The 21,138-nt window shown below is 53.2% G+C and carries 16 protein-coding genes; 4 read left to right on the plus strand and 12 right to left on the minus strand.

Annotated features, from left to right (window positions below):
• Positions 1–13 precede the first annotated feature (13 nt).
• The 3 genes from yqjA to OGW16_RS19380 all read right to left on the minus strand — a co-directional run bounded on the left by yqjA (position 14) and on the right by OGW16_RS19380 (position 3,237).
• Positions 14–676, minus strand: a complete 663-nt coding sequence (gene yqjA, locus OGW16_RS19370) for a DedA family general envelope maintenance protein YqjA (RefSeq protein WP_003024820.1) — start codon at positions 674–676, stop codon at positions 14–16.
• A 348-nt stretch (positions 677–1,024) separates the two neighbouring features.
• A complete protein-coding gene (gene exuR / locus OGW16_RS19375) occupies positions 1,025–1,801 on the minus strand; it encodes a transcriptional regulator ExuR (RefSeq protein WP_006687952.1) in 777 nt (258 codons plus the stop codon).
• 134 nt (positions 1,802–1,935) lie between these two features.
• A complete protein-coding gene (locus OGW16_RS19380; protein WP_043017738.1) occupies positions 1,936–3,237 on the minus strand; it encodes an MFS transporter in 1,302 nt (433 codons plus the stop codon).
• 473 nt (positions 3,238–3,710) lie between these two features.
• Between OGW16_RS19380 and uxaC the strand changes: the two genes are divergently transcribed.
• The 3 genes from uxaC (at position 3,711) to OGW16_RS19395 (ending at position 7,289) form a co-directional block, all read left to right on the plus strand.
• Complete coding sequence (gene uxaC, locus OGW16_RS19385; protein WP_043017737.1) at positions 3,711–5,123, plus strand: glucuronate isomerase; 1,413 nt, start codon at positions 3,711–3,713, stop codon at positions 5,121–5,123.
• Positions 5,124–5,138: 15 nt separating this feature from the next.
• The gene (locus OGW16_RS19390) at positions 5,139–6,626 is read left to right on the plus strand and encodes a UxaA family hydrolase (protein ID WP_286518702.1); all 1,488 of its coding nucleotides are present in this window, start codon (positions 5,139–5,141) and stop codon (positions 6,624–6,626) included.
• Between the two features lie 108 nt (positions 6,627–6,734).
• Positions 6,735–7,289 (plus strand): YgjV family protein, encoded by a 555-nt coding sequence (locus OGW16_RS19395; protein WP_043017735.1) that lies wholly within the window; start codon positions 6,735–6,737, stop codon positions 7,287–7,289.
• Positions 7,290–7,305: 16 nt separating this feature from the next.
• Here the strand turns inward: OGW16_RS19395 and sstT are convergent, their stop codons facing one another.
• From sstT to OGW16_RS19420, 5 genes are all read right to left on the minus strand, one after another.
• Positions 7,306–8,550 carry a serine/threonine transporter SstT gene (gene sstT, locus OGW16_RS19400; RefSeq protein WP_043017734.1) on the minus strand — a complete coding sequence of 415 codons (1,245 nt, stop codon included), beginning with the start codon at positions 8,548–8,550 and terminating at the stop codon, positions 7,306–7,308.
• Positions 8,551–8,791: 241 nt separating this feature from the next.
• Positions 8,792–9,760, minus strand: coding sequence for a TerC family protein (locus OGW16_RS19405; protein WP_043018010.1), 969 nt, complete (start codon positions 9,758–9,760; stop codon positions 8,792–8,794).
• Positions 9,761–10,031: 271 nt separating this feature from the next.
• Positions 10,032–11,030, minus strand: a complete 999-nt coding sequence (locus OGW16_RS19410; RefSeq protein WP_043017733.1) for a Gfo/Idh/MocA family protein — start codon at positions 11,028–11,030, stop codon at positions 10,032–10,034.
• Positions 11,031–11,118: 88 nt separating this feature from the next.
• The gene (locus tag OGW16_RS19415; protein ID WP_100193661.1) at positions 11,119–11,808 is read right to left on the minus strand and encodes a SanA/YdcF family protein; all 690 of its coding nucleotides are present in this window, start codon (positions 11,806–11,808) and stop codon (positions 11,119–11,121) included.
• Positions 11,809–11,891: 83 nt separating this feature from the next.
• The gene (locus tag OGW16_RS19420; RefSeq protein WP_286518703.1) at positions 11,892–12,395 is read right to left on the minus strand and encodes a M48 metallopeptidase family protein; all 504 of its coding nucleotides are present in this window, start codon (positions 12,393–12,395) and stop codon (positions 11,892–11,894) included.
• 202 nt (positions 12,396–12,597) lie between these two features.
• Between OGW16_RS19420 and rlmG the strand changes: the two genes are divergently transcribed.
• Positions 12,598–13,734, plus strand: a complete 1,137-nt coding sequence (gene rlmG / locus OGW16_RS19425; protein WP_286518704.1) for a 23S rRNA (guanine(1835)-N(2))-methyltransferase RlmG — start codon at positions 12,598–12,600, stop codon at positions 13,732–13,734.
• A gap of 53 nt (positions 13,735–13,787) precedes the next feature.
• Here rlmG and OGW16_RS19430 read toward each other — a convergent pair whose 3' ends face one another.
• From OGW16_RS19430 to OGW16_RS19445, 4 genes are all read right to left on the minus strand, one after another.
• Positions 13,788–15,806, minus strand: coding sequence for an oxidoreductase (locus OGW16_RS19430; protein WP_043017731.1), 2,019 nt, complete (start codon positions 15,804–15,806; stop codon positions 13,788–13,790).
• 229 nt (positions 15,807–16,035) lie between these two features.
• Positions 16,036–18,387, minus strand: a complete 2,352-nt coding sequence (gene ygjK / locus OGW16_RS19435) for an alpha-glucosidase (protein WP_100193658.1) — start codon at positions 18,385–18,387, stop codon at positions 16,036–16,038.
• Positions 18,388–18,403: 16 nt separating this feature from the next.
• On the minus strand, positions 18,404–19,465 hold the full coding sequence (gene ygjJ, locus OGW16_RS19440) for a protein YgjJ (RefSeq protein WP_286518705.1): 1,062 nt from the start codon (positions 19,463–19,465) through the stop codon (positions 18,404–18,406).
• Positions 19,466–19,671: 206 nt separating this feature from the next.
• Positions 19,672–21,105, minus strand: a complete 1,434-nt coding sequence (locus OGW16_RS19445; RefSeq protein ID WP_043017728.1) for an amino acid permease — start codon at positions 21,103–21,105, stop codon at positions 19,672–19,674.
• Positions 21,106–21,138: the final 33 nt, after the last annotated feature.

The raw sequence follows: 21,138 nt of genomic DNA on the forward strand, positions 1-21,138 counted from the left end.
ATTTCAGCATAATTTACCCTCGGTTCCCGTATTTCTTTTTCCAAAGCACAACCAGTGAACCTGCCAGACCAAACACCAGTAACACCACGGGAAGCAGCATCAGGCAAGACATCAGCTGATCTTCATATTTGAGAAACACTGGCGTTTTGCCCAGCAGATAGCCAAGCGTTGTGAGAATCAGAACCCAAAGCAGTCCGCTCATCCAGTTAAAGAACTGAAAGCGCGCATTGTTCAGGCCGGACAATCCTGCGATGGTCGGCAGTAGTGTTCTCACAAATGCGATAAAGCGACCGACCAGCAGCGCAGACAAGCCATGCTTATGGAACAGATGATGCGCACGCTGATGATAATGCGCTGGCAGATGGGACAGCCAGTTTTGTACGGTGCGGGTATTTCCCAGCCATCGCCCCTGGATATAGCTGAGCCAGCAACCGAGGCTGGCTGCGGTGGTAAGCAGCAGTACTGTTTGCGGGAAACCCATCGCGCCTTTGGCGATAAGTACGCCGACCAGTACCAGAAGACTGTCGCCAGGTAAAAAGGCTGCTGGCAGCAGTCCGTTTTCCAGAAACAAAATGGTAAATAGTACGAAATAGAGCATGCCAATCATGGAAGGATTGGCCAGCGTTTCAAAATCCTGAGCCCATAAAGCATTCAGTAATTGAGTCAGTAGTTCCATTCAATATTCCTGGAGAATCGGTTGTCGTCATGCCGGTTTTCTGGAGTTTGTAACGCCGCAATTTAATTGGTGTTTTTTACATGGATCGCGGTCTGACACAAATTCACGGCCTGAACTATTCCCTGTAAAGTTGTGAAGTAAGCAAGCTCTCAAACACAAAAATTCAAATAACAACTAATTGTAACAAAGGTCAACGTTGTCCGTTATAGAAATTACGGTTGTTGAACTGTGATTTTGCTTATCGCAATGGAGGGAGGCGAGAGGATTTACACAGGCTGACACTTTATACCTAACGCTTACCAAGCGTCAGAAACAGGCGCTTTGTCGCGCCTGCATCGCTTAGATTGTTTATTTTGCGCCGTTAGCCGCCGTATCGAGATGAACAACGGGATTTTCAGTAAAAAGATAACGGTCAGCATTGAACTCAAAATCATCGCTGGTTTCGTTAAACAGCATCTGTTTGGTGTTCTCAAGGTGCTGCCACATTGCCAGTTTGGCGGCATGGGGATCTTTGCGAATCAGCGCCCGCAGGATCTGGTCATGGTCGTCACACCAGTTATCTACCGTACGCAGGTCGATGTGGTCGTGTAGTTTCTTCCAGTAGGGGTTGTGAATACGTTGAGTCCACATTTTTTCAACAATCGCGGCCAGAGCGGAGTTCTGCGTTGCCAGCGCGACCTGCACATGGAACTGGAGATCCCACTCGGAGTCACGAAAGCTTTTTTCGTTACGCGACTTCTCCTGAATTTCCATCAGCTTCATGATGTCCTGTTTGGTCACCTGAGTGGCGGCAAACTCGGCAATGTTGCTCTCAATCAACTGGCGAGCCTGGAGCAGCTCAAAAGGACCGTAGCTGGCGAACTCCAGATTTTCATCTGGCGCGACATAATGTTTAGGTTGGTTCGAAATGACGTGGATCCCCGATCCTTTACGCACTTCAACGTAGCCCTCAACCTCGAGCATGATGATCGCTTCACGAACCACGGTGCGGCTGACATTTTTTTCATCGGCGATAAAGCGCTCGGCGGGGAGTTTATCACCCACCAGGTAGACGCCCTGCTCAATGCGTTCTTTCAGATCAGCGGCAAGTTGTTGGTACAAACGTCGTGGTTCGGTGATTTCCATATGCGCTCCAGGCATGATACGGCAGACTATATTTGTTATACCACTTTTGCGAATACGGCTCCACTCGCGGCGACAAAAAAGCCGCCAGATAACTGGCGGCTTCACATTATATACCCTTGATGAATAACATCGGGTTAATTTTGCGTCGCGGGATCGCCGGTTTGTGAACCCGAATCTACCTCGCTGGCCGATTTGTTCTGCAATACCGTCCAGATGACTAACGCGCCGAGTAGGTCGAATACCGCCAGTACGGCGAACAGCGGGCTAAAGCCGATGGTGTCAGCCAGCGCGCCAACGACCAGTGCAAACAGCGTACTTGCAAGCCAGGCGGACATACCGGTCAGACCGTTTGCGGTTGCCACTTCATTACGACCAAATACGTCAGAAGAGAGCGTAATCAGGGCACCAGACAGCGCCTGGTGAGCAAAGCCGCCGACGCACAGCAGGGCGATAGCAATGTACGGACTGGTGAACAGGCCGATCATCCCTGGGCCAATCATCAGCAATGCGCCCATGGTGACGACCATTTTACGCGAAACGATCAGGTTAACCCCGAACCAGCGCTGGAACAGCGGCGGTAAATAACCCCCTACGATACAACCCAGGTCAGCAAACAGCATTGGCATCCAGGCAAACATCGCAATTTCTTTCAGGTTAAAGCCGTAGACTTTAAACATGAACAGCGGGATCCAGGCGTTGAAAGTACCCCAGGCCGGCTCTGCCAGGAAACGCGGCAGCGCGATACCCCAGAACTGACGGTTACGCAGGATCTGACCGAGGGACATTTTCTTCGCGGTACTGTTTTTATGCTGTGATTCCTGACCATTCAGAATGTAATCACGTTCTTCATCAGACAGTTTTTTCTGGTCGCGTGGGTGTTTGTAGAACACCAGCCAGGACATCGCCCAAATGAAGCTCAGCGCACCGGAAATAATGAATGCCATCTGCCAGCTGTGCATGACGATAGCCCAGACGACCAGCGGCGGAGCAATCATCGCGCCGATAGAAGAACCCACGTTAAAGTAACCTACGGCAATTGAACGCTCTTTAGCCGGGAACCATTCGGAGCTGGCTTTCAGACCTGCGGGGATCATCGCGGCTTCAGCGGCACCTACCGCGCCACGCGCCAGCGCCAGTCCACCCCAGCTGCCAGCCAATGCGGTCGCGCCGCAGAAGACGGCCCACAGAACGGCGAACATCGCGTAACCAATTTTAGTGCCGAGCACATCGAGCACATAGCCGGCAACGGGTTGCATTACGGTGTAAGCAGCAGAATACGCTGCGATGATATAGGAATACTGTTGAGTGGAGATGTGTAACTCTTCCATCAGAGTTGGCGCAGCTGCCGCCACAGTGTTACGTGTCAGGTAACCCAGCACGGTGCCAAGCGTCACCAGTGCGATCATGTACCAACGTAACCCTTTAATTTTACGCATGTAAAACCTCATCGTTTTGTTATTTCCGCGAACGAGCGGTCATCTTCCAGTTCAGGGAGGAGGATGTTCTTTTACGAGGGGGTAACCGAAAAAAAAGCCGGCACTCCCCGAACTTTGCCATGTCAATAATTGTGCTAATTCGGTTTCCGTACCGGTCAATCCGATGGTGATACATCGGTAATTTGCATTCCGTCGGCTTATGTATCGCGACGGCCAAAAGATAACTTGTCATACAGCTTTAAAAGGTGAGTGCCATCACAAAAGTGTGAATCTTCGTGTGGTCATTATTTCGATTCAGCAAAGCCAGTACTGGCGCGGCTTGACGCGTAATTTACCTCTTTGAGAGTAATTTTTTTGTCACCATTTGTTGATCTAACTCACGAAAATATCTTCAGTGTATGGAAATTGGTGTGATAACTTTGTCAACATCAAAACATAAGCAATCTGACGCACTCGCTGAGAGGAAGACGATAATGACCCCGTTTATGACTGAAGATTTCCTGCTGGACACCGAATTTGCCCGCCGTCTGTATCATGATTACGCCAAAGACCAGCCGATCTTCGATTACCACTGCCATTTACCACCGCAACAAATCGCTGAAAACTACCGTTTTAATAACCTGTATGACATCTGGCTGAAGGGCGACCACTATAAGTGGCGTGCGATGCGCACCAATGGCGTCGCTGAGCGCCTGTGTACCGGCGATGCGTCCGATCGTGAAAAGTTTGACGCCTGGGCCGCGACCGTACCGCACACCATCGGTAACCCGCTGTACCACTGGACCCACCTCGAACTACGTCGTCCGTTTGGTATTACAGGTAAGCTGCTGTCTCCTGCGACTGCGGACGAAATCTGGAACCAATGCAACGAACTGCTGGCGCAGGATAAATTCTCCGCGCGCGGCATCATGCAGCAGATGAACGTGAAAATGGTTGGTACCACCGATGACCCGATCGACTCTCTGGAGCATCACGCGGCCGTTGCTAAAGACGGAAGCTTTGATGTGAAAGTGCTGCCGAGCTGGCGTCCGGATAAAGCTTTCAACATCGAACTGGCAACCTTTAATGACTATATGGCGAAGCTGGGCGAAGTGTCCGACACCGACATTCGTCGCTTCGCAGACCTGCAGACCGCGCTGACCAAACGTCTGGATCACTTCGCGGCTCACGGCTGTAAAGTCTCTGACCACGCGCTGGACGTGGTGCTGTTTGCTGAATCTAACGAATCTGAACTGGATAGTATTCTGGCGCGCCGCCTGGCGGGTGAAACCCTGAGCGAGCATGAAGTAGCCCAGTTTAAAACTGCCGTACTGGTGTTCCTCGGCGCAGAATACGCGCGTCGCGAATGGGTACAGCAGTACCACATCGGCGCGCTGCGTAATAACAACCTGCGTCAGTTCAAACTGCTGGGCGCGGATGTTGGCTTTGACTCCATCAACGACCGTCCGATGGCCGAAGAGCTGTCCAAACTGCTGAGCAAGCAGAACGAACAGAACCTGCTGCCGAAAACCATTCTGTACTGCCTGAACCCGCGCGATAACGAAGTGCTGGGCACCATGATCGGCAACTTCCAGGGCGAAGGTATGCCGGGCAAAATGCAGTTCGGTTCCGGCTGGTGGTTCAACGATCAGAAAGATGGGATGGAACGTCAGATGACGCAACTGGCCCAGCTTGGCCTGCTGAGCCGTTTTGTCGGCATGCTGACCGACAGCCGTAGCTTCCTGTCATACACGCGCCATGAATACTTCCGTCGTATCCTGTGCCAGATGATTGGCCGCTGGGTTGCTGCAGGTGAAGCACCGGCAGATATCCAGTTGCTGGGCGAAATGGTCAGAAATATTTGCTTTAACAATGCGCGTGATTACTTCGCCATTGAACTGAACTAAGGCCCGGGTGAAGGTATGCAATACATCAAGATCCATGCGCTGGATAACGTCGCGGTAGCGCTCGCTGATTTGGCTGAAGGAACCGAAGTTACCGTTGATGGGCAGGCGGTAACCCTGCGTCAGGCGGTCTCTCGTGGCCATAAATTCGCTTTGCGCGATATTGCGAAAGGCGAAAACGTCATTAAATACGGTTTGCCAATTGGCCATACGCTGGTGGACGTTGCGGCGGGTGAGCATATTCATGCCCACAACACGCGCACGAATCTGAGCGACCTGGACACGTATAGCTACCACCCTGATTTTCAGGCGGAAGTTGCCCAACCGGCGGATCGCGATGTACAGATTTATCGCCGCGCGAACGGTGATGTCGGGGTACGTAACGAACTGTGGATCCTACCGACGGTAGGCTGCGTCAACGCCATGGCGCGTCAGATGCAGAACCGTTTTCTGAAAGAGACCAACGATGCCGAAGGTATTGACGGCGTGCATCTCTTCAGCCACACCTACGGCTGTTCGCAACTGGGCGACGACCACATTAACACCCGCACCATGCTGCAAAACATGGTGCGTCACCCGAATGCGGGTGCGGTGCTGGTGGTGGGCCTTGGTTGTGAAAATAACCAGGTTGATGCCTTCCGTGAAACCTTAGGTGAGTACGATCCTGAGCGCGTTCACTTCATGGTCTGCCAACATCAGGAAGACGAAGTGGAAGCGGGGATTGAACATCTTCATCAGTTGTACAACGTGATGCGTAACGACAAGCGTGAGCCAGGTAAACTGGGCGAGCTGAAGTTTGGTCTGGAATGCGGCGGCTCTGACGGCCTGTCCGGTATTACCGCCAACCCGATGCTGGGCCGTTTTTCCGACTACGTGATTGCCAACGGCGGTACCACCGTGCTGACCGAAGTGCCGGAAATGTTCGGCGCCGAGCAGTTGCTGATGGACCACTGCCGTGACGAAGAAACGTTTGGCAAGCTGGTTACCATGGTCAATGACTTTAAGCAGTACTTTATTGCTCACGACCAACCGATTTACGAGAATCCATCCCCGGGTAACAAAGCGGGCGGTATCACCACGCTGGAAGACAAATCTCTGGGCTGCACGCAAAAAGCGGGCTCCAGCCAGGTGGTGGACGTACTGCGCTATGGCGAACGCCTGAAGACGCACGGCCTGAACCTGCTGAGCGCGCCGGGCAACGATGCTGTCGCGACCAGTGCCCTCGCGGGCGCGGGCTGTCATATGGTGCTGTTCAGTACCGGTCGCGGTACGCCGTACGGCGGTTTTGTGCCGACGGTGAAAATTGCCACCAACAGCGAACTGGCAGCGAAGAAAAAGCACTGGATCGATTTTGACGCCGGACAGCTGATCCACGGCAAAGCGATGCCTCAGTTGCTGAACGAGTTTGTCGATACGATCGTTGAGTTCGCCAACGGCAAGCAAACCTGCAACGAGCGGAATGATTTTAGAGAGTTAGCGATATTTAAAAGCGGCGTAACACTTTAATTGTAAAGACGTAGGCCTGATAAGCGCAGCGCCATCAGGCACAAACCGTTGCCGGATGGTGGCGAACTCGCCTTATCCGGCCTACGAGATAGAATTGGGGTTGCTTGCATGACCGCGTATTGGCTGGCCCAGGGCGTAGGTGTCATCGCCTTTCTGATCGGCATTACCACCTTTTTCAATCGCGATGAGCGCCGGTTCCGGCTGCAACTCGCCGTCTATAGCGCCACCATTGGCGTGCATTTTTTCCTGATGGGCGCCTGGCCTGCAGGAATGAGTGCCGAGCTTAACACCATCCGCACACTCGTCTCGATGCATACCCGCAAACTGTGGGTAATGACCGTTTTTATTATCCTCACCCTGGTTCTCGGGCTGGCGAAATTACAGCATGCGATGGAACTGTTGCCGATAATCGGCACGCTGGCCAGCACCTGGGCGCTGTTTCGCTGCCAGGGGTTAACTGTGCGCTGCGTAATGTGGTGCGCAACCGCCTGCTGGGTTATCCATAATTTTTGGTTAGGGTCGATTGGCGGGACGATGATCGAAGGTAGCTTTCTGGTGATGAATGGCCTGAACATTATTCGCTTCCGGCGGATGCAAAAACGCGGCATTGATCCATTCAAAATAGAAAAAAGCGTACAAGAAGAGAACCCCTCCGCCCGATGACGGAGGGGAGCGGAGATTAGCCGCGCAGGGCGTTATTTGCCAGACGCTCGTCTTCAGCCTGGCAGGCCGCAGCGGTAAACAGGACGTCTGTCGAAGAGTTCAGCGCCGTTTCACAGGAATCCTGCAATACGCCGATGATAAAGCCAACGGCAACAACCTGCATGGCGATGTCGTTCGGGATACCGAACATATTACACGCCAGTGGGATCAGCAGCAGAGAACCCCCCGCCACGCCCGATGCGCCACAGGCGCACAGCGAAGCCACCACGCTCAGTAACAGCGCCGTCGGTAAATCGACCGGAATACCCAGCGTATTCACCGCCGCCAGCGTCAGCACGGTAATGGTGATCGCCGCGCCTGCCATATTGATGGTGGCGCCCAACGGGATAGAGACCGAATAGGTATCACGATCCAGATTCAGCTTCTCACACAGCGCCATATTCACCGGAATATTTGCCGCGGAACTGCGGGTAAAGAAAGCGTACACGCCGCTTTCGCGCAGACAAGCCAGCACCAGCGGATACGGGTTACGGCGAATTTTCCAGAATACCAGCAGCGGGTTGATTACCAACGCCACCAGCAGCATACAACCTACCAGCACGGCCAGCAGTTGAGCGTAGCCCCAAAGCGTGGCAAAACCGGTGGTTGCCAGCGTGGAGGAGACCAGGCCGAAGATCCCGATCGGCGCGAAACGAATCACCAGCCTCACCATAAAGGTGACGGCGTTGGACATATCATTAACCAGGTTTTTGGTCGTTTCATTGCCGTGGCGCAGCGCAAAGCCCAAACCGACGGCCCATACCAGAATACCGATATAGTTGGCGTTAAGCAGGGCATCAATTGGGTTAGAAACCATGCTCATCAGCAGGCTGCGCATCACTTCGACGATACCAGACGGCGGCACAATATCACCGGCGCTGCTGGAAAGATGCAGTGTGGATGGGAAGGCGAAACTGAAGACAACGGCTGCTAACGCTGCGGAAAATGTTCCGAGCAGATAGAGGAACAGGATTGGGCGGATATTGGTTTTTTGCCCGTGCTGGTGGTTGGCGATAGAAGCCATCACCAGCATCAAAACCAGAATTGGCGCGACAGCTTTTAATGCGCCGACGAACAGCGTACCCAGCAGACCAACGGCTTCTGCCGCTGGTTTTGACACCAGTGCCAGTAAAATTCCCAGTACCAAACCGATCAGAATTTGTTTAACCAGGCTCCCTTGCGCCAAACGCGAGAATAGCCCCGATGAACGTTGCGTAGTCATGTAGTCATCCTTTGATTGTGTTGTTGCCTTACCTTTGTGCGTTCTGTTGACGCATCTTTCAGGGGGGGCAAATGTTTGCATGGCTGAGTATAAGGAAAGAACGGGGGTCGGGGAGATAAATATCCTGGATTCCGCGTTGAGATCATATTTTATAACTTTGGATTAACATTATTTTGACATGATAAACAAAAAGCCCGACGCACGCAGTGTGCTGTCGGGCTTTTCAGCTAGCAGATGAAACTTACTGAATTTGCTGCTTTTTATCGTGCTGGTGGTTGACCCACGCGTTCACAATCAGCGTCACAAACAGAATGCCAAATACCACGCCTAACGAGATAGCGATCGGGATATGGTAGAAATCGACGATCAGCATCTTAATACCGATAAACACCAGAATGACCGACAAACCGTACTTCAGCATGGAGAAACGCTCCGCCACGCCTGCCAGCAGGAAGTACATCGCGCGCAGACCCAAAATAGCAAACAGGTTCGAGGTCAACACGATGAACGGGTCGGTGGTGACGGCAAAGATAGCCGGGATACTGTCGACGGCAAAAATAACGTCGCTCAGTTCAACCAGAATCAACACCAGCATCAGCGGCGTGACAAACAGCAGGCCGTTTTTACGCACAAAGAATTTTTCATCTTCGATGGTATCGGTCATGCGTAAATGGCCGCGCAGCCAGCGTACTAACGGTCTGTCGCCAATACCGGAGGCATCTTCTTTCGCCAGCGCCATCTTCACGCCGGTAAACAACAGGAATGCGCCGAACACGTACAACAACCACTCAAACTGGGTGATAAGCCAACTGCCGGCGAAGATCATGATCGTACGCAGAACAATCGCGCCCAACACGCCATACACCAGCACCCGACGCTGCAACGCAGGCGGTACGGAGAAGTAGCTGAACAGCATTAACCAGACAAAGACGTTATCTACCGCCAGCGATTTTTCGATCAAATAGCCGGTAAGGAACGCCAGCGCCTGCGGGTCGGCAACGGCGCGGCCCTGGGTTTGGGCCAGGTACCACCAGAAGGCGGCGTTAAACAGTAACGACAGCGTTACCCAGACGATTGACCAGGCCGCAGCCTGCTTCATCGACATCGTATGCGCGCCACGACGACCCTGTAACAGCAGGTCGATGGCCAGCATAATAACCACCACGACAGCGAAGCCACCCCATAACAACGGTGTGCCGACAGTATTCATTGTATTTCCCCATGCATAAAAAAAACGGCCAACGCCGAATGGCATTAGCCGCTGCTTTTTATGCATAGACCTTGCCATTCGGCAAGGTCTCACTTACAACAACAAAGGAATACGATGGCGTATTCCTTTGTTATCGCCCGGCGACCGGATGTGGTTTTTCACACATCGTAATGACGATCAACCGACAACGAAGTTACTCCCCTTTGCGGGTTACAAAATATTACAGGCCATGCATTCAGTCAATGGCCTGCAACATTCGTTTTACACACCTTTACGCAGTCAGCGATGCTACCGCTTCGTCTGCCGGAAAAATCACGCCGGTCTGGCGGCGAATCTCCGTTTGCAGTTTGGCGGTGATACGACTGACGGTCAGTGCCGGGTGATCCACTTCGCCGGATTCAACCAAATGAGCAAAAGCCTCTGCCTCATACAGCATAGTATTGATGTGTTGAGGCGTCGTCAGATCCTGCGTTTTCCCCCCGCGAGGAACGAAACACACTTTCTGACACTCGGAGATATGCTCGATGACCAACGATCCCGACTCGCCCTGAATTTCACTGGCTAATACCGAGTCGCTTACTTTTGAGTGCTGGAGCGTAACGCTGAAATCACCGTAATTCAGCACCACCACGCCGTGAGCGTCCACGCCGCTTTCCAGCAGGCTGGCGCTGGCCTGAACGCTCTGCGGCTCGCCCCACAGCGCAACCGCCGAGGCCAGGCAGTAAAAACCGATATCCATAATCGAGCCGTTGGAGAATGCCGGATTAAACGTGTTCGGATTTTCACCGTCCAGATAGCGCTGGTAACGCGAGGAGTACTGGCAGTAATTGATAAACGCTTTCCTGATTCTTCCAACTTTGGGGAGCGATTGCTGCAACAGCAGGAAGTTAGGCAGGCTGGCGGTCTTAAACGCTTCAAATAGTACAACCTGATTTTCGCGCGAGCAGGCGATAGCGGCTTCGGCTTGCGCCAGGTTTGAGGCCAGCGGCTTTTCGCAAATAACATGCTTTTTATGCCGCAAAAACAGCTCGGTCTGCGGGAAGTGCAGGGAGTTTGGGCTGGCGATGTAGACAGCGTCGATTGCCTCGCTTTGCGCCATCGCTTCCAGCGAAGTAAACAGATGTTCGACGGGGTAATCGTTGGCGAAGGTCTGCGCCTGCTCAAGGCTACGGGAATAAACTGCGGTTAACTTATATTTGCCGGTTTCATGGGCGGCATCGACAAACTGGCGAGTGATCCAGTTTGTGCCAATTACTGCAAAACGTATCATAAAGGCCTTCAGGCTGCGAAATGGATTCTTTCGTCAATTTAGCATGCCCTGAAGACAAAGCCAGTGCGCTAAGACGCACACTGGCAATTTACTCGCTGGCAGGGCATCCATGTGCGCTGGTGGGGCCAATAATCACCGTAGGGCCAAGATATTTCGGCTGACGATGCAACACCTTGGCATCAATAACCGCGCTCACTCGCGCCAGCATTTCTCTCAATCGCGTGTACGTGCCATGTCTTTTATTCAGATCTGGCGCGTTGAGGCCAACAGCGTTAATTCCGTACTGCTGCGCAAGCCAGATGGCGCGCTGGTTATGAAATTCCTGAGAGATGATAGTGATGTTACTTTCACCAAATACCCGTTGGGCGCGCACGACCGAATCCAGCGTAGAAAAGCCTGCGTAGTCGCAAAAAATGGCACCTGCAGGCACGCCTTTAGCAATCAGCGCCTGCTGCATGGCTGAAGGTTCGTCGTAAAACTTCTTGCCATTATCGCCACTGACCAGCAGCCACTTTATCTTTCCTGCTTGATACAGCGCAGCCGCGCTATCAATACGCCGGGTGAAGTAGCGATTCCCAGGTTTTGCTCCGAGCACCAGTCCGACGTTACGTTCAGGCACAGTGTTGACATCATTCCAGGTCAAATGCTGAGCGCTTTTAACAATCAGGCGATTAGCGAAAAAGATAGCCACAGCGGATATGAACATGAGGGTGACGAAAAGCTTTAGCATCCGGCGTGAGAAGCAAACACGGCAGAGAAAGGAGAATAACGTCCGCATTATGAGTCGTTGTCCTTAACGAGTATCAAAGTGGGCCGATTCTACCTTGATGGGTGCGGAAATCGCATCATAAATGGTTTTTTTCAGATTTTATTTTGTATCACTGCTAACTGTGTTAGCCACAGCCGAGTGTCAAACTCTAACTGGTGATACTGAGGTTCCATATGACAGCACAGCTGGTAAAACGCTTTGTCGTGATCTTTTTCTTTCAGATGCGCCAGTTCATGAACGACGATCATACGCAAAAAGGGTTCCGGGGCATTGCGAAAGACGGTGGCGACGCGGATCTCCGCTTTAGCTTTGAGCTTGCCGCCCTGCACGCGAGAAACGGCAGTGTGCAGTCCCAGCGCATTCTTCAGAACGTGGATTTTGCTGTCATACATGACTTTATTCAGCGGCGGGGCATTGCGCAGAAACTGATTTTTCAGATCCTGCGTATATTGCCAGAGCGCTTTGTCGGTGGCGAAATCGTGGGTGCCCGGATAGCGTTTTTCCAGCACTGCGCCCAGGCGCTGTTCAGCTATCAGCGTTCTCACCTGAGAAAGCAAATGTTCCGGATAGCCCTGGAGGTAAGTTAGTTGGTTCATTCATGTCCCATCCACTTCATCCTTCAAGCTGCCTCTGTGTTGGCTGCGTTCGCGCACCCCAGTCACGTACTAAATGTACGCTCCCGGGGATTCACTCACTTGCCGCCTTGATGCAACTTGAATGATTTTGTGTATTCAAAATGTTGTATACTCACGCACCCTTTTCAGGGATACGCCGAAATTTTACCATTCAGGAGGGCCGATGAGCCACACAGACAACGGTTTCCGTTCACTGACACTTAAACGTTTCCCGGAAACGGACGACGTTAACCCGCTGCTGGCGTGGGAAGCGGCCGATGAATATCTGCTGCAACAGCTGGACGATACCGAGATTAGCGGCCCGGTGCTGATCCTGAATGATACCTTCGGCGCGCTGGGCTGTGCGCTGGCGGAACATACGCCGTACAGCATTGGCGACTCCTATCTCAGCGAGCTTGCCACACGCGAGAACCTGCGCCACAACGATATCGCCGAGTCGAGCGTCAAATTCCTCGACAGCACCGCGGAATATCCGCCGGCGCCGGGCGTGGTGCTGATAAAGCTGCCAAAAACCATGGCGCTGCTGGAGCAGCAGCTGCGCGCGCTGCGCGAAGTGGTAACGCCGCAAACGCGCATCATCGCTGGGGCAAAAGCGCGTGATGTGCATACCTCGACGCTGGAACTGTTTGAAAAAGTGCTGGGTCCAACCACCACGACGCTGGCGTGGAAAAAAGCGCGTCTAATCAACTGTACGTTCAGCAAACCTGAGCTGGCCGCTGCCTCGCAAACGCTGAGCTGGAAGCTGGAAGGTACCGACTGGACTATCCATAACCACGCTAACGTCTTCTCCCGTACCGGGCTGGATATCGGCGCGCGCTTTTTTATCGAGCATCTGCCGGAAAACCTCGAGGGGGAGATTGTGGATCTCGGCTGCGGTAACGGCGTTATCGGTATGACGCTGCTGGCGAAGAACCCGGAAGCCAGCGTGGTATTTGTTGATGAATCGCCGATGGCGGTGGCTTCAAGCCGTTTGAACGTGGAAAGTAACATGCCTGAAGCGCTGGATCGCTGCGAGTTTATGATCAACAACGCGCTGTCTGGCGTCGAACCGTTCCGCTTTAACGCCGTGCTGTGCAACCCTCCGTTCCATCAAAAGCATGCGCTGACGGATAACATTGCCTGGGAGATGTTCCACCACGCCCGCCGCTGCCTGAAAATCAACGGTGAGCTGTACATTGTGGCTAACCGTCACCTCGACTATTTCCACAAGCTGAAGAAGATTTTCGGCAACTGCGTAACCATTGCCACCAATAATAAATTCGTGGTGCTGAAGGCGGTTAAAACCGGTCGTCGTCGCTAACAGGGATGCCGGATGGCGGCTAACGCCTTATCCGGCCTACGTATTACATCCTGTCAAATTTCCAGCGCCAGTCGGGTGCCTTGCGCAATAGCACGTCGGGCATCCAGTTCCATCGCCACATCGCAGCCGCCGATCAGATGCACCGTTTTACCTGCCGCATGGAGCGGATCGACCAGCTCACGGCGCGGCTCTTGTCCGGCGCAAATCACCACGTTATCCACGTTAAAGATCACCGGTTCACCGTTCAGCACGACGTGTAACCCATCATCATCAATCTTCTGATAACTGACTGCAGGGATCATTTTTACGCCGCGTGAGAGCAGGGTGGTGCGATGGATCCACCCCGTCGTTTTACCTAAACCTTGTCCCGGTTTGCTGGCTTTGCGCTGCAGCATCACTATCTGGCGCGGGCTGCGGGATAAGTGCGGACCTTCCGGGCGTAAACCGCCAGGCTGTTGCAGGCTGGTGTCGATCCCCCATTCCACGCAGAACTCCGCAATGTTCTGGCTGGTGGGATCGCCGGGCTGGCTCAGATACATGGCAGTATCGAAACCGATCCCGCCGCAGCCAACGATTGCCACGCGTTTGCCCACTGGCGTTTTATCGCGCAGGACGTCGAGATAGCTCAGCACTTTAGGATGTTCGATCCCCTCGATCGGCGGCATGCGCGGCTCGATCCCGCTGGCAAGGATCACTTCGTCGAAGGTGTGCAGATCGCGTGCGCTGACAAAGTGATTCAGCTTTAGCGTCACGCCAGTCACGTCGATCATCCGGCGGTAGTAGCGCAGGGTTTCATAGAATTCTTCTTTGCCGGGGATCTGTTTGGCGATATTAAACTGCCCGCCAATCTCGCCATGCGCGTCAAACAGCGTGACGTGATGTCCGCGTGCAGCAGCATTAATAGCGAAGGCGAGGCCGGCAGGGCCTGCGCCGACAACCGCCAGATTTTTCTGCACAGTTGCCGCAACGATCGGCATTTTGGTTTCATGGCAGGCTCGCGGATTCACCAGACAAGAGGTGACTTTGCCGACGAAGATCTGATCGAGACAGGCCTGGTTACAGCCGATACAGGTGTTGATCTCATCTGCTCGTCCGGTCTGCGCTTTTGACAGCAGTTCGGCATCGGCGAGGAACGGACGGGCCATCGACACCATATCGGCGTCGCCACGGGCCAGAATGTCATCGGCGACCTGGGGATCGTTAATGCGGTTGGTGGTGACCAGTGGGATCGTCACATGCCCTTTCAGCTTACGCGTCACCCAACTAAACGCGCCGCGCGGTACCGGGGTAGCGATAGTGGGAATACGCGCCTCATGCCAGCCAATACCGGTGTTAATAATGGTGGCCCCGGCGGCTTCTATAGCCTGCGCCAACTGGACGGTTTCGTCGAAGGTTCCACCGTTTTCCACCAGATCGAGCATCGACAGGCGGAAGATAATAATAAAGTCATTCCCGGCACGCTGGCGTACCGCTCGCACCACCTCAACGGCAAAACGCATGCGGTTGGCATACTCACCGCCCCATTGGTCATCGCGCTGGTTGGTACGCAGAGTCAGGAATTCGTTGATGAGATACCCTTCCGAACCCATCACTTCTACGCCATCGTAGCCCGCTTCCCGTGCCAGCTGTGCGCAGTGGGCAAAATCTTCAATCAACTGCAGCACTTCATCGTGCGTCAGTTCATGCGGCGTAAAGCGGTTGATTGGCGCCTGAATGGCAGAAGGCGCCACCAGATGCGGCTGGTAGCTGTAACGCCCGGTATGCAGAATTTGCAGGGCGATTTTGCCGCCTTCATCATGCACGGCATCGGTAATGACGCGATGGTGTGCAAGCTGGCTGGTGTCGTTGAGCATCGCGCCACCTTCCATCCCTACGCCGGAAAGCGCAGGCGCAATGCCTCCGCTCACAATCAGAGCCACACCGTGACGGGCGCGTTCGGCGTAGAACGCGGCCAGCCGTTGGGCGCCGTCGGGATACTCCTCCAGCCCGGTATGCATTGAACCCATCAGCACGCGGTTTTTAAGCGTGGTGAAGCCTAAATCGAGCGGGGCGAACAGCGACGGATAGCTCATAAAGGTGTCCAGTATGTAAAATTATTGTTATGTGGTCGGATGAGTTAATAATTTAGCCGTCGCCGCGTAAAAGGGAAAAGGGGAATGCCGTGATTGTGATGGGATTCAAAAAAGGAGTGGGAGCAGAGAATGAATTTGCCGAATGTCGGTGCAAGCACCTAACCCGGCCGGTGAAAATGTGTCTTTGTGGGCCGGATGAGCGAAACGTCATCCGGCAAAATGCTACCGATTACTGTTTTTTAAGAAAATCGTTATACAGCATATAGAGATGCGCCGCGCTCCAGGAGAAGTTCGGTGCGCCCTGTTGTGCGCCGGTCAATGGGTTATAGTTTTCCTGAATCGGACCGTCTGCGGTCAGGCCTTTGGCGTGGCTGAAGAAGGTATCCGCCAGTTTTAACGCTTCATCGCGATAGCCGTAACGCTCCATCCCTTTTAGCCCGAACCAGAACTGATCCACCCAGACGCGCCCGCGCCAGTAGATATCCGCGCCGAAAGCCGGGTTGGTCAATGCCGCCGTGCCAAGCGGGACAAAGGTGTTGAACTCTTTGGGGTCGAGCATCACCTTAATTACCGCGTCCGCATGGGTCTGCGTCGCCGCACCGTTAAACAGCGGCGACCAGCCTTCCGGCCCTTTGCCGCGTTCGACGATCGGTTTACCCGCACAGCCGTTTGCCAGCGGGGTATCTTCGATCCTGACGTCATAGAAGAATTGGGTGTCAGGGTCGAACATACAGGTATTGATGTAATCCGCGAGATTTTGCGCCAACTGGCGGTAGCGCTGCGCCTCCTGGTGTTTACCGAGCAGGGTCGCCATCTGTGCCAGATAATGGTTGTCGCTGTACATGTAGCTGGCCTGATCCACCGACTCCTGCATTAGCGAGTAACCCAGCAACTTACCGTCTTTACTGCGGTTTTCGGCAAATTTCACCACCCAGTCGCTGCGTTTTCCACCGCTCGCGACGTATTTATCCAGTTGATCTTTATCGATAAAACCGAATACTGCCGCATCATCACGACCGGACTCCCACGAGGCGGCAACCTGTGCCGGGATCTCCAGGCTGTCATACTGGCCTTTATCGATCACGGCGGCGTAGTTGTTCAGTCCAAAGAGGGTTTCTTCCTTGTCGCCTTTTTTCACCGTAAACAGCATTTCACCGCTGTCGGTATTGTGGGCTTTATCGCGCGTAGCGCCGTATTCCGGCACGCCGTTGCCGTTGTGATCGCGGTTACGCAGCCACCAGTCGTGATACGCCACCAGTTTTGGATACATCTCTTCGAGCCAGGCCTTGTCTTTGGTGACGTTGTAAACCTCCATCACCGACCAGGCCGCCAGGCTGGGTTTGGTGTTGCGCTCGTTCCAGTTACCGCCGTCGCCGCCGCGTTCCGGGCTGAGATTCCAGGCAATCAGGTCGGGAAGGAATCCGGCATCCTGCGCACGAACCGGATCGCCAGGTTTAACCTGCCATGAAAAGACGGCGCGAATGTTCTCTTTGGCGATATCCGGGTTAAAGTGCGCCATGGCGAAGGCCTGCTTCCAGGTGTCCCACGGCCAGGTTTGGTTGCCGGAGAACCAGCGGCCGGTGACCGAAGGCGTCACGGTATTGTGTTTTACCGCCCCGCCTGGCGAGCGCCAGTTGCCGTTCAGCGTTTCAATAGCTTTAACCGCAACCCGGGTTTGTTCCGTTGTGGCATCCGGGTTGGTTAAGCCTTTTTGCAGATAATCTGCCCAGCGCTTTTGCGATGCCGCAAGATACCAGGCCGGGCGCGCCAGAATATCGCGGATCTGCGGCTGCTCTTTCGCGACATCCTCGGCGGTAAGCAGATGAGAATAGGTGGTGTAGAAAGTGGTTGAACCTTTGATATGGGCCTTCCCCATGAAGCGATGACCGTTAACCGTCGTTTTCATGGCGACAGATTTATGCACCTGATACTCCGACTCACCGGAGGTGAGCAGATCCCAGGTTGAGCGCACTTTGCCGAAGGTGACTTTCAGTCCATCGTGTGTGGCGGTGATTTTGCGCTGATAGCCAGGGAATTCGCCATCAATGGTTTTATCTGACAGCGCTTTTCCCTCTTTGGCTTCCAGCTTCGATAGCAGTTCGCCGTCCCACACCAGATCCAGCGGCGTGTCGCTGGTGATTTTGGTTTCCAGCAGCGAGGTGCGGGGACTGGCAAAACGCAGCGTCATCTCTATTTGCACATGCTTAGATGACAGCTTTTGCACCAGCGCGCCCGGAATGCTGTAGGCCTCAAGTGCGAAATCGACCTTTTTACCGTGCTGGTACACCGTCAGACGGTCAAAATTATTGGCCATAAAATTGATGTATTCTTCGGTCAGCAATGCCACGCCCGGAAAGCCGCCCATCGTGGCGGGACCGTCCGGCAGCAAATGACCGTGCCAGGCGCCAAGATCGAAAAAGGGATTAAAGCGCTGGTGGTCGTCGTGATCGTAGTCATGCATGTAGCCCGGCGCACCGGTGCGATTAATGATGTTTTTAAAGTCGTCAGCACTGGCGGCATGCGCGGAGACGTTCATCAGCAGGATGCAGGCCAGCGGCGTAAGAAGAGGTTTCATGTTCATGGTGTTCCGGTCCTTGTTACCAATAGAAATATTGCATCAGGAAGATTTGGTCGCTCGGGTCGCCAGATGCATTCTGCATATAGAACCGGCTGTCGAAGGCGGTAGCGAAACGCCCGCCGCCGTATTCATACCAGATACCGAACTGTATAAAGGAAGTGGTTTCGTCCTCATAGCTATCCGGTCGGTGTTTGGCGTAACTATAAGCGGTGGAGAGGTAAACGCCTTTTAGTGCTTCATACATCGCGCTGACCATATAGCCGGTCTCGGTGCCGGGCACATCCAGCCCGTCGGCGCGGCCCGTGTGGTGCCAGGCGCGGGCGGCGAAGTTGGGCGAGAGGATACCGGTCAGGAACAACTGTCCGGTACCATCCGTTATCTCCAGGCCGTTCATCCAGGTTACGCCTTCGATCAGATCGTACTGGATGTAGCCGTTCATCATGGCCGGATAGGTATATTTATCGTCGTAGCGATCGTATTTACCAAAGTGCAGCCAGGCTTTGCTCTCGTCGTGGTGTCCGGCGGGCGTCGCGGTCACGCTGTAGCGCAAAGGACCGGTCAGGTTTTGCACCTTAATGGCGGTCATGATGTCGCGGGTATTAGGAATGACGTAGCCCAGGTCTGGAGTGAAATCCCCCCACCATTGCAGGTCATCCAGCGAAGAGTCCTGGCGCAGGCTGAGCATCAGCTCCGTGCCATCATCGGTGCGGTAACCACCGTAAAAGCGGTTGATCCCGCCTTCGAATCCGCCCCAGCTATGGTCAGGAACCCAGGCATTGCCCTGATGGTCCGCTTGTACGGTCCAGCCCTCGCCGTAGATCAGACCAAACCACGAGCCGTGTTTTATCTCCAGGCCACCTTCTATATAGGTACCATCGCTGTACTTATGTTTATCTTTTCCTTCTAAATCCATATATCCACCCATGCCCAATTCGCCATAAAAACGAAATGACGGGGAAGATATTTCGGGCGTTTTCGTGTCGTCGTGTTCTGCAGGGCGAACTTCTTCTGCACCCAGAGAGGAGACGCAGAAAAAGGGCAGGGCAATAATTGCCCTGCAACAATGGCTAATGTTTTTCATGCTTTATCCTAAGCAAATAAAATTTAATTTTTATTGTTATATACCCGTCATACTTCAAGCTGCATGTGCGTTAGCTACGTTCGTTCACCCCAGTCACATAGTTATCTATGCTCCTGGGAATTCACTCACTTGCCGCCTTCATGCAACTCGAATTATTTTGGTTATAGCCTTGGCGAATATTGTTTATTGTTATTCTGTTTTAGTCATTAATTGATATCTGAAGCAGGGGCCGCCTCAATAGCTTTTTCTTCTTTGGTCAGCCCTTTGATGTATTTACTGTATTTCCACCAGGCGAAGCCGAGGAAAATAACAATTCCACCAACGTTATAGAAAATAATGGTTATGATGTTACCGCCGGTCGGGAAGGTAGAGGCGATAAATCCGATGGTGAAAAGAACAATCAGCATCGAGACCACAATAATGCCGGTTTTTTGTGAACCCATACGGAAGTCACGCGGTAAGTGATCCAGTTTTGCGCGCAGATTCAGGTAAGCCAGCATAATAAACAGCGGCGGCAGCATCGATGCGGCGGCGGTCATGTTGATGATGGTGTTCATTAAATCCTGCACGGTATTGGAGCCGAGGGTTGGGATAATCATCAGCGGGATAACGATCAGGAACTGGATCCACGCTGCGCGGGCCGGAACGCCATTTTCATTCAGTTCGACGGTTTTTTTACCGAAAATACCCGCCGGAATTTCAGAGAAGAAGATCTTCACCGGCGTGGCGGTCCACATCAGCAGAGAGCCGAACATCGCGGTAAAGGAGACCAGGCCGACAAAGCGGTTCACGACCAGTTCCGGCAGGCCGAAATATGCCGCCAGGCCGTGGAATACCTGCACCGAACCACCGGTAAACTTCAGCTCTTTGCTGCTGACAAAGACGTTGATCAGCACCGAGGAGATGGAATAGAGCACGCCGATAAAAATCCCGGCAATGATAATGACCTTCACGAATGATTTGGAACCACCCTTGACGTCGTTGACGTACACCGCCACCGACTCTGCGCCGCCTGCCGCCATAAAGATCCAGGTGGTGATACCCAGGAAGGCCCAGTTAAAATTCGGGATCATTGCGTCTACGGTGATAGGGTCAGCAGGCTGTACGCCGCCAACCAGTGCAGTACCCGCCAGTAAGATATAGGATAGCGTCAGCAGCAGCATCAACGTGGAGGTGACTGAGGTAATTGGTCCTAACATTTTTGCGCCGTTGGTCGAAACCCAGGTGGAGAAGGCAAACAGCACCATACTTAACACAGTAGTCGCGAACGGCGTCAGAATGTATTCGTAGCCTAAAAAAGCATATGAGGCGTAGGCGATAACGCGGGGCAAAAGCGAGGTAAAAAAGAACAGATTAACGAACCAGTAGGTGTAGGCGGTAATAAATGCCCAACGTCCGCCCAGCGAACTTTTTACCCATGCGTAGACACCGGCTTCGGAGTTTTTATTCAGCGAAACAAATTCGGCGATGATTAAACAGAATGGAATAAAGTAGAAAATCGTCGCGAGGAAAAACATCGGTGCGGATGCCAGACCAAGCTCAATATTATTATTGATTACGTTATTAAAACTATAAACCGCGGCAAAAGTGAGTGAAAGTAAGCCGAACTTGCCGATGGTATTGCGTTTGGTATCAGACATAGCACATCTCCGATTCCTGATTATTATAGGGTA

It is taken from the genome of Citrobacter sp. Ce104 (genome assembly GCF_030334595.1).
GTDB classification, from domain to species: Bacteria; Pseudomonadota; Gammaproteobacteria; order Enterobacterales; family Enterobacteriaceae; genus Citrobacter; species Citrobacter europaeus.

Excerpts from the sequence above, each read along its gene's own strand:
- yqjA (WP_003024820.1), bottom strand. The coding sequence starts at position 676 with ATGGAACTACTGACTCAATTACTGAATGCTTTATGGGCTCAGGATTTT.
- exuR (WP_006687952.1), bottom strand. The coding sequence starts at position 1,801 with ATGGAAATCACCGAACCACGACGTTTGTACCAACAACTTGCCGCTGAT.
- OGW16_RS19380 (WP_043017738.1), bottom strand. The coding sequence starts at position 3,237 with ATGCGTAAAATTAAAGGGTTACGTTGGTACATGATCGCACTGGTGACG.
- uxaC (WP_043017737.1), top strand. The coding sequence starts at position 3,711 with ATGACCCCGTTTATGACTGAAGATTTCCTGCTGGACACCGAATTTGCC.
- OGW16_RS19390 (WP_286518702.1), top strand. The coding sequence starts at position 5,139 with ATGCAATACATCAAGATCCATGCGCTGGATAACGTCGCGGTAGCGCTC.
- OGW16_RS19395 (WP_043017735.1), top strand. The coding sequence starts at position 6,735 with ATGACCGCGTATTGGCTGGCCCAGGGCGTAGGTGTCATCGCCTTTCTG.
- sstT (WP_043017734.1), bottom strand. The coding sequence starts at position 8,550 with ATGACTACGCAACGTTCATCGGGGCTATTCTCGCGTTTGGCGCAAGGG.
- OGW16_RS19405 (WP_043018010.1), bottom strand. The coding sequence starts at position 9,760 with ATGAATACTGTCGGCACACCGTTGTTATGGGGTGGCTTCGCTGTCGTG.
- OGW16_RS19410 (WP_043017733.1), bottom strand. The coding sequence starts at position 11,030 with ATGATACGTTTTGCAGTAATTGGCACAAACTGGATCACTCGCCAGTTT.
- OGW16_RS19415 (WP_100193661.1), bottom strand. The coding sequence starts at position 11,808 with ATGCGGACGTTATTCTCCTTTCTCTGCCGTGTTTGCTTCTCACGCCGG.
- OGW16_RS19420 (WP_286518703.1), bottom strand. The coding sequence starts at position 12,395 with ATGAACCAACTAACTTACCTCCAGGGCTATCCGGAACATTTGCTTTCT.
- rlmG (WP_286518704.1), top strand. The coding sequence starts at position 12,598 with ATGAGCCACACAGACAACGGTTTCCGTTCACTGACACTTAAACGTTTC.
- OGW16_RS19430 (WP_043017731.1), bottom strand. The coding sequence starts at position 15,806 with ATGAGCTATCCGTCGCTGTTCGCCCCGCTCGATTTAGGCTTCACCACG.
- ygjK (WP_100193658.1), bottom strand. The coding sequence starts at position 18,387 with ATGAACATGAAACCTCTTCTTACGCCGCTGGCCTGCATCCTGCTGATG.
- ygjJ (WP_286518705.1), bottom strand. The coding sequence starts at position 19,465 with ATGAAAAACATTAGCCATTGTTGCAGGGCAATTATTGCCCTGCCCTTT.
- OGW16_RS19445 (WP_043017728.1), bottom strand. The coding sequence starts at position 21,105 with ATGTCTGATACCAAACGCAATACCATCGGCAAGTTCGGCTTACTTTCA.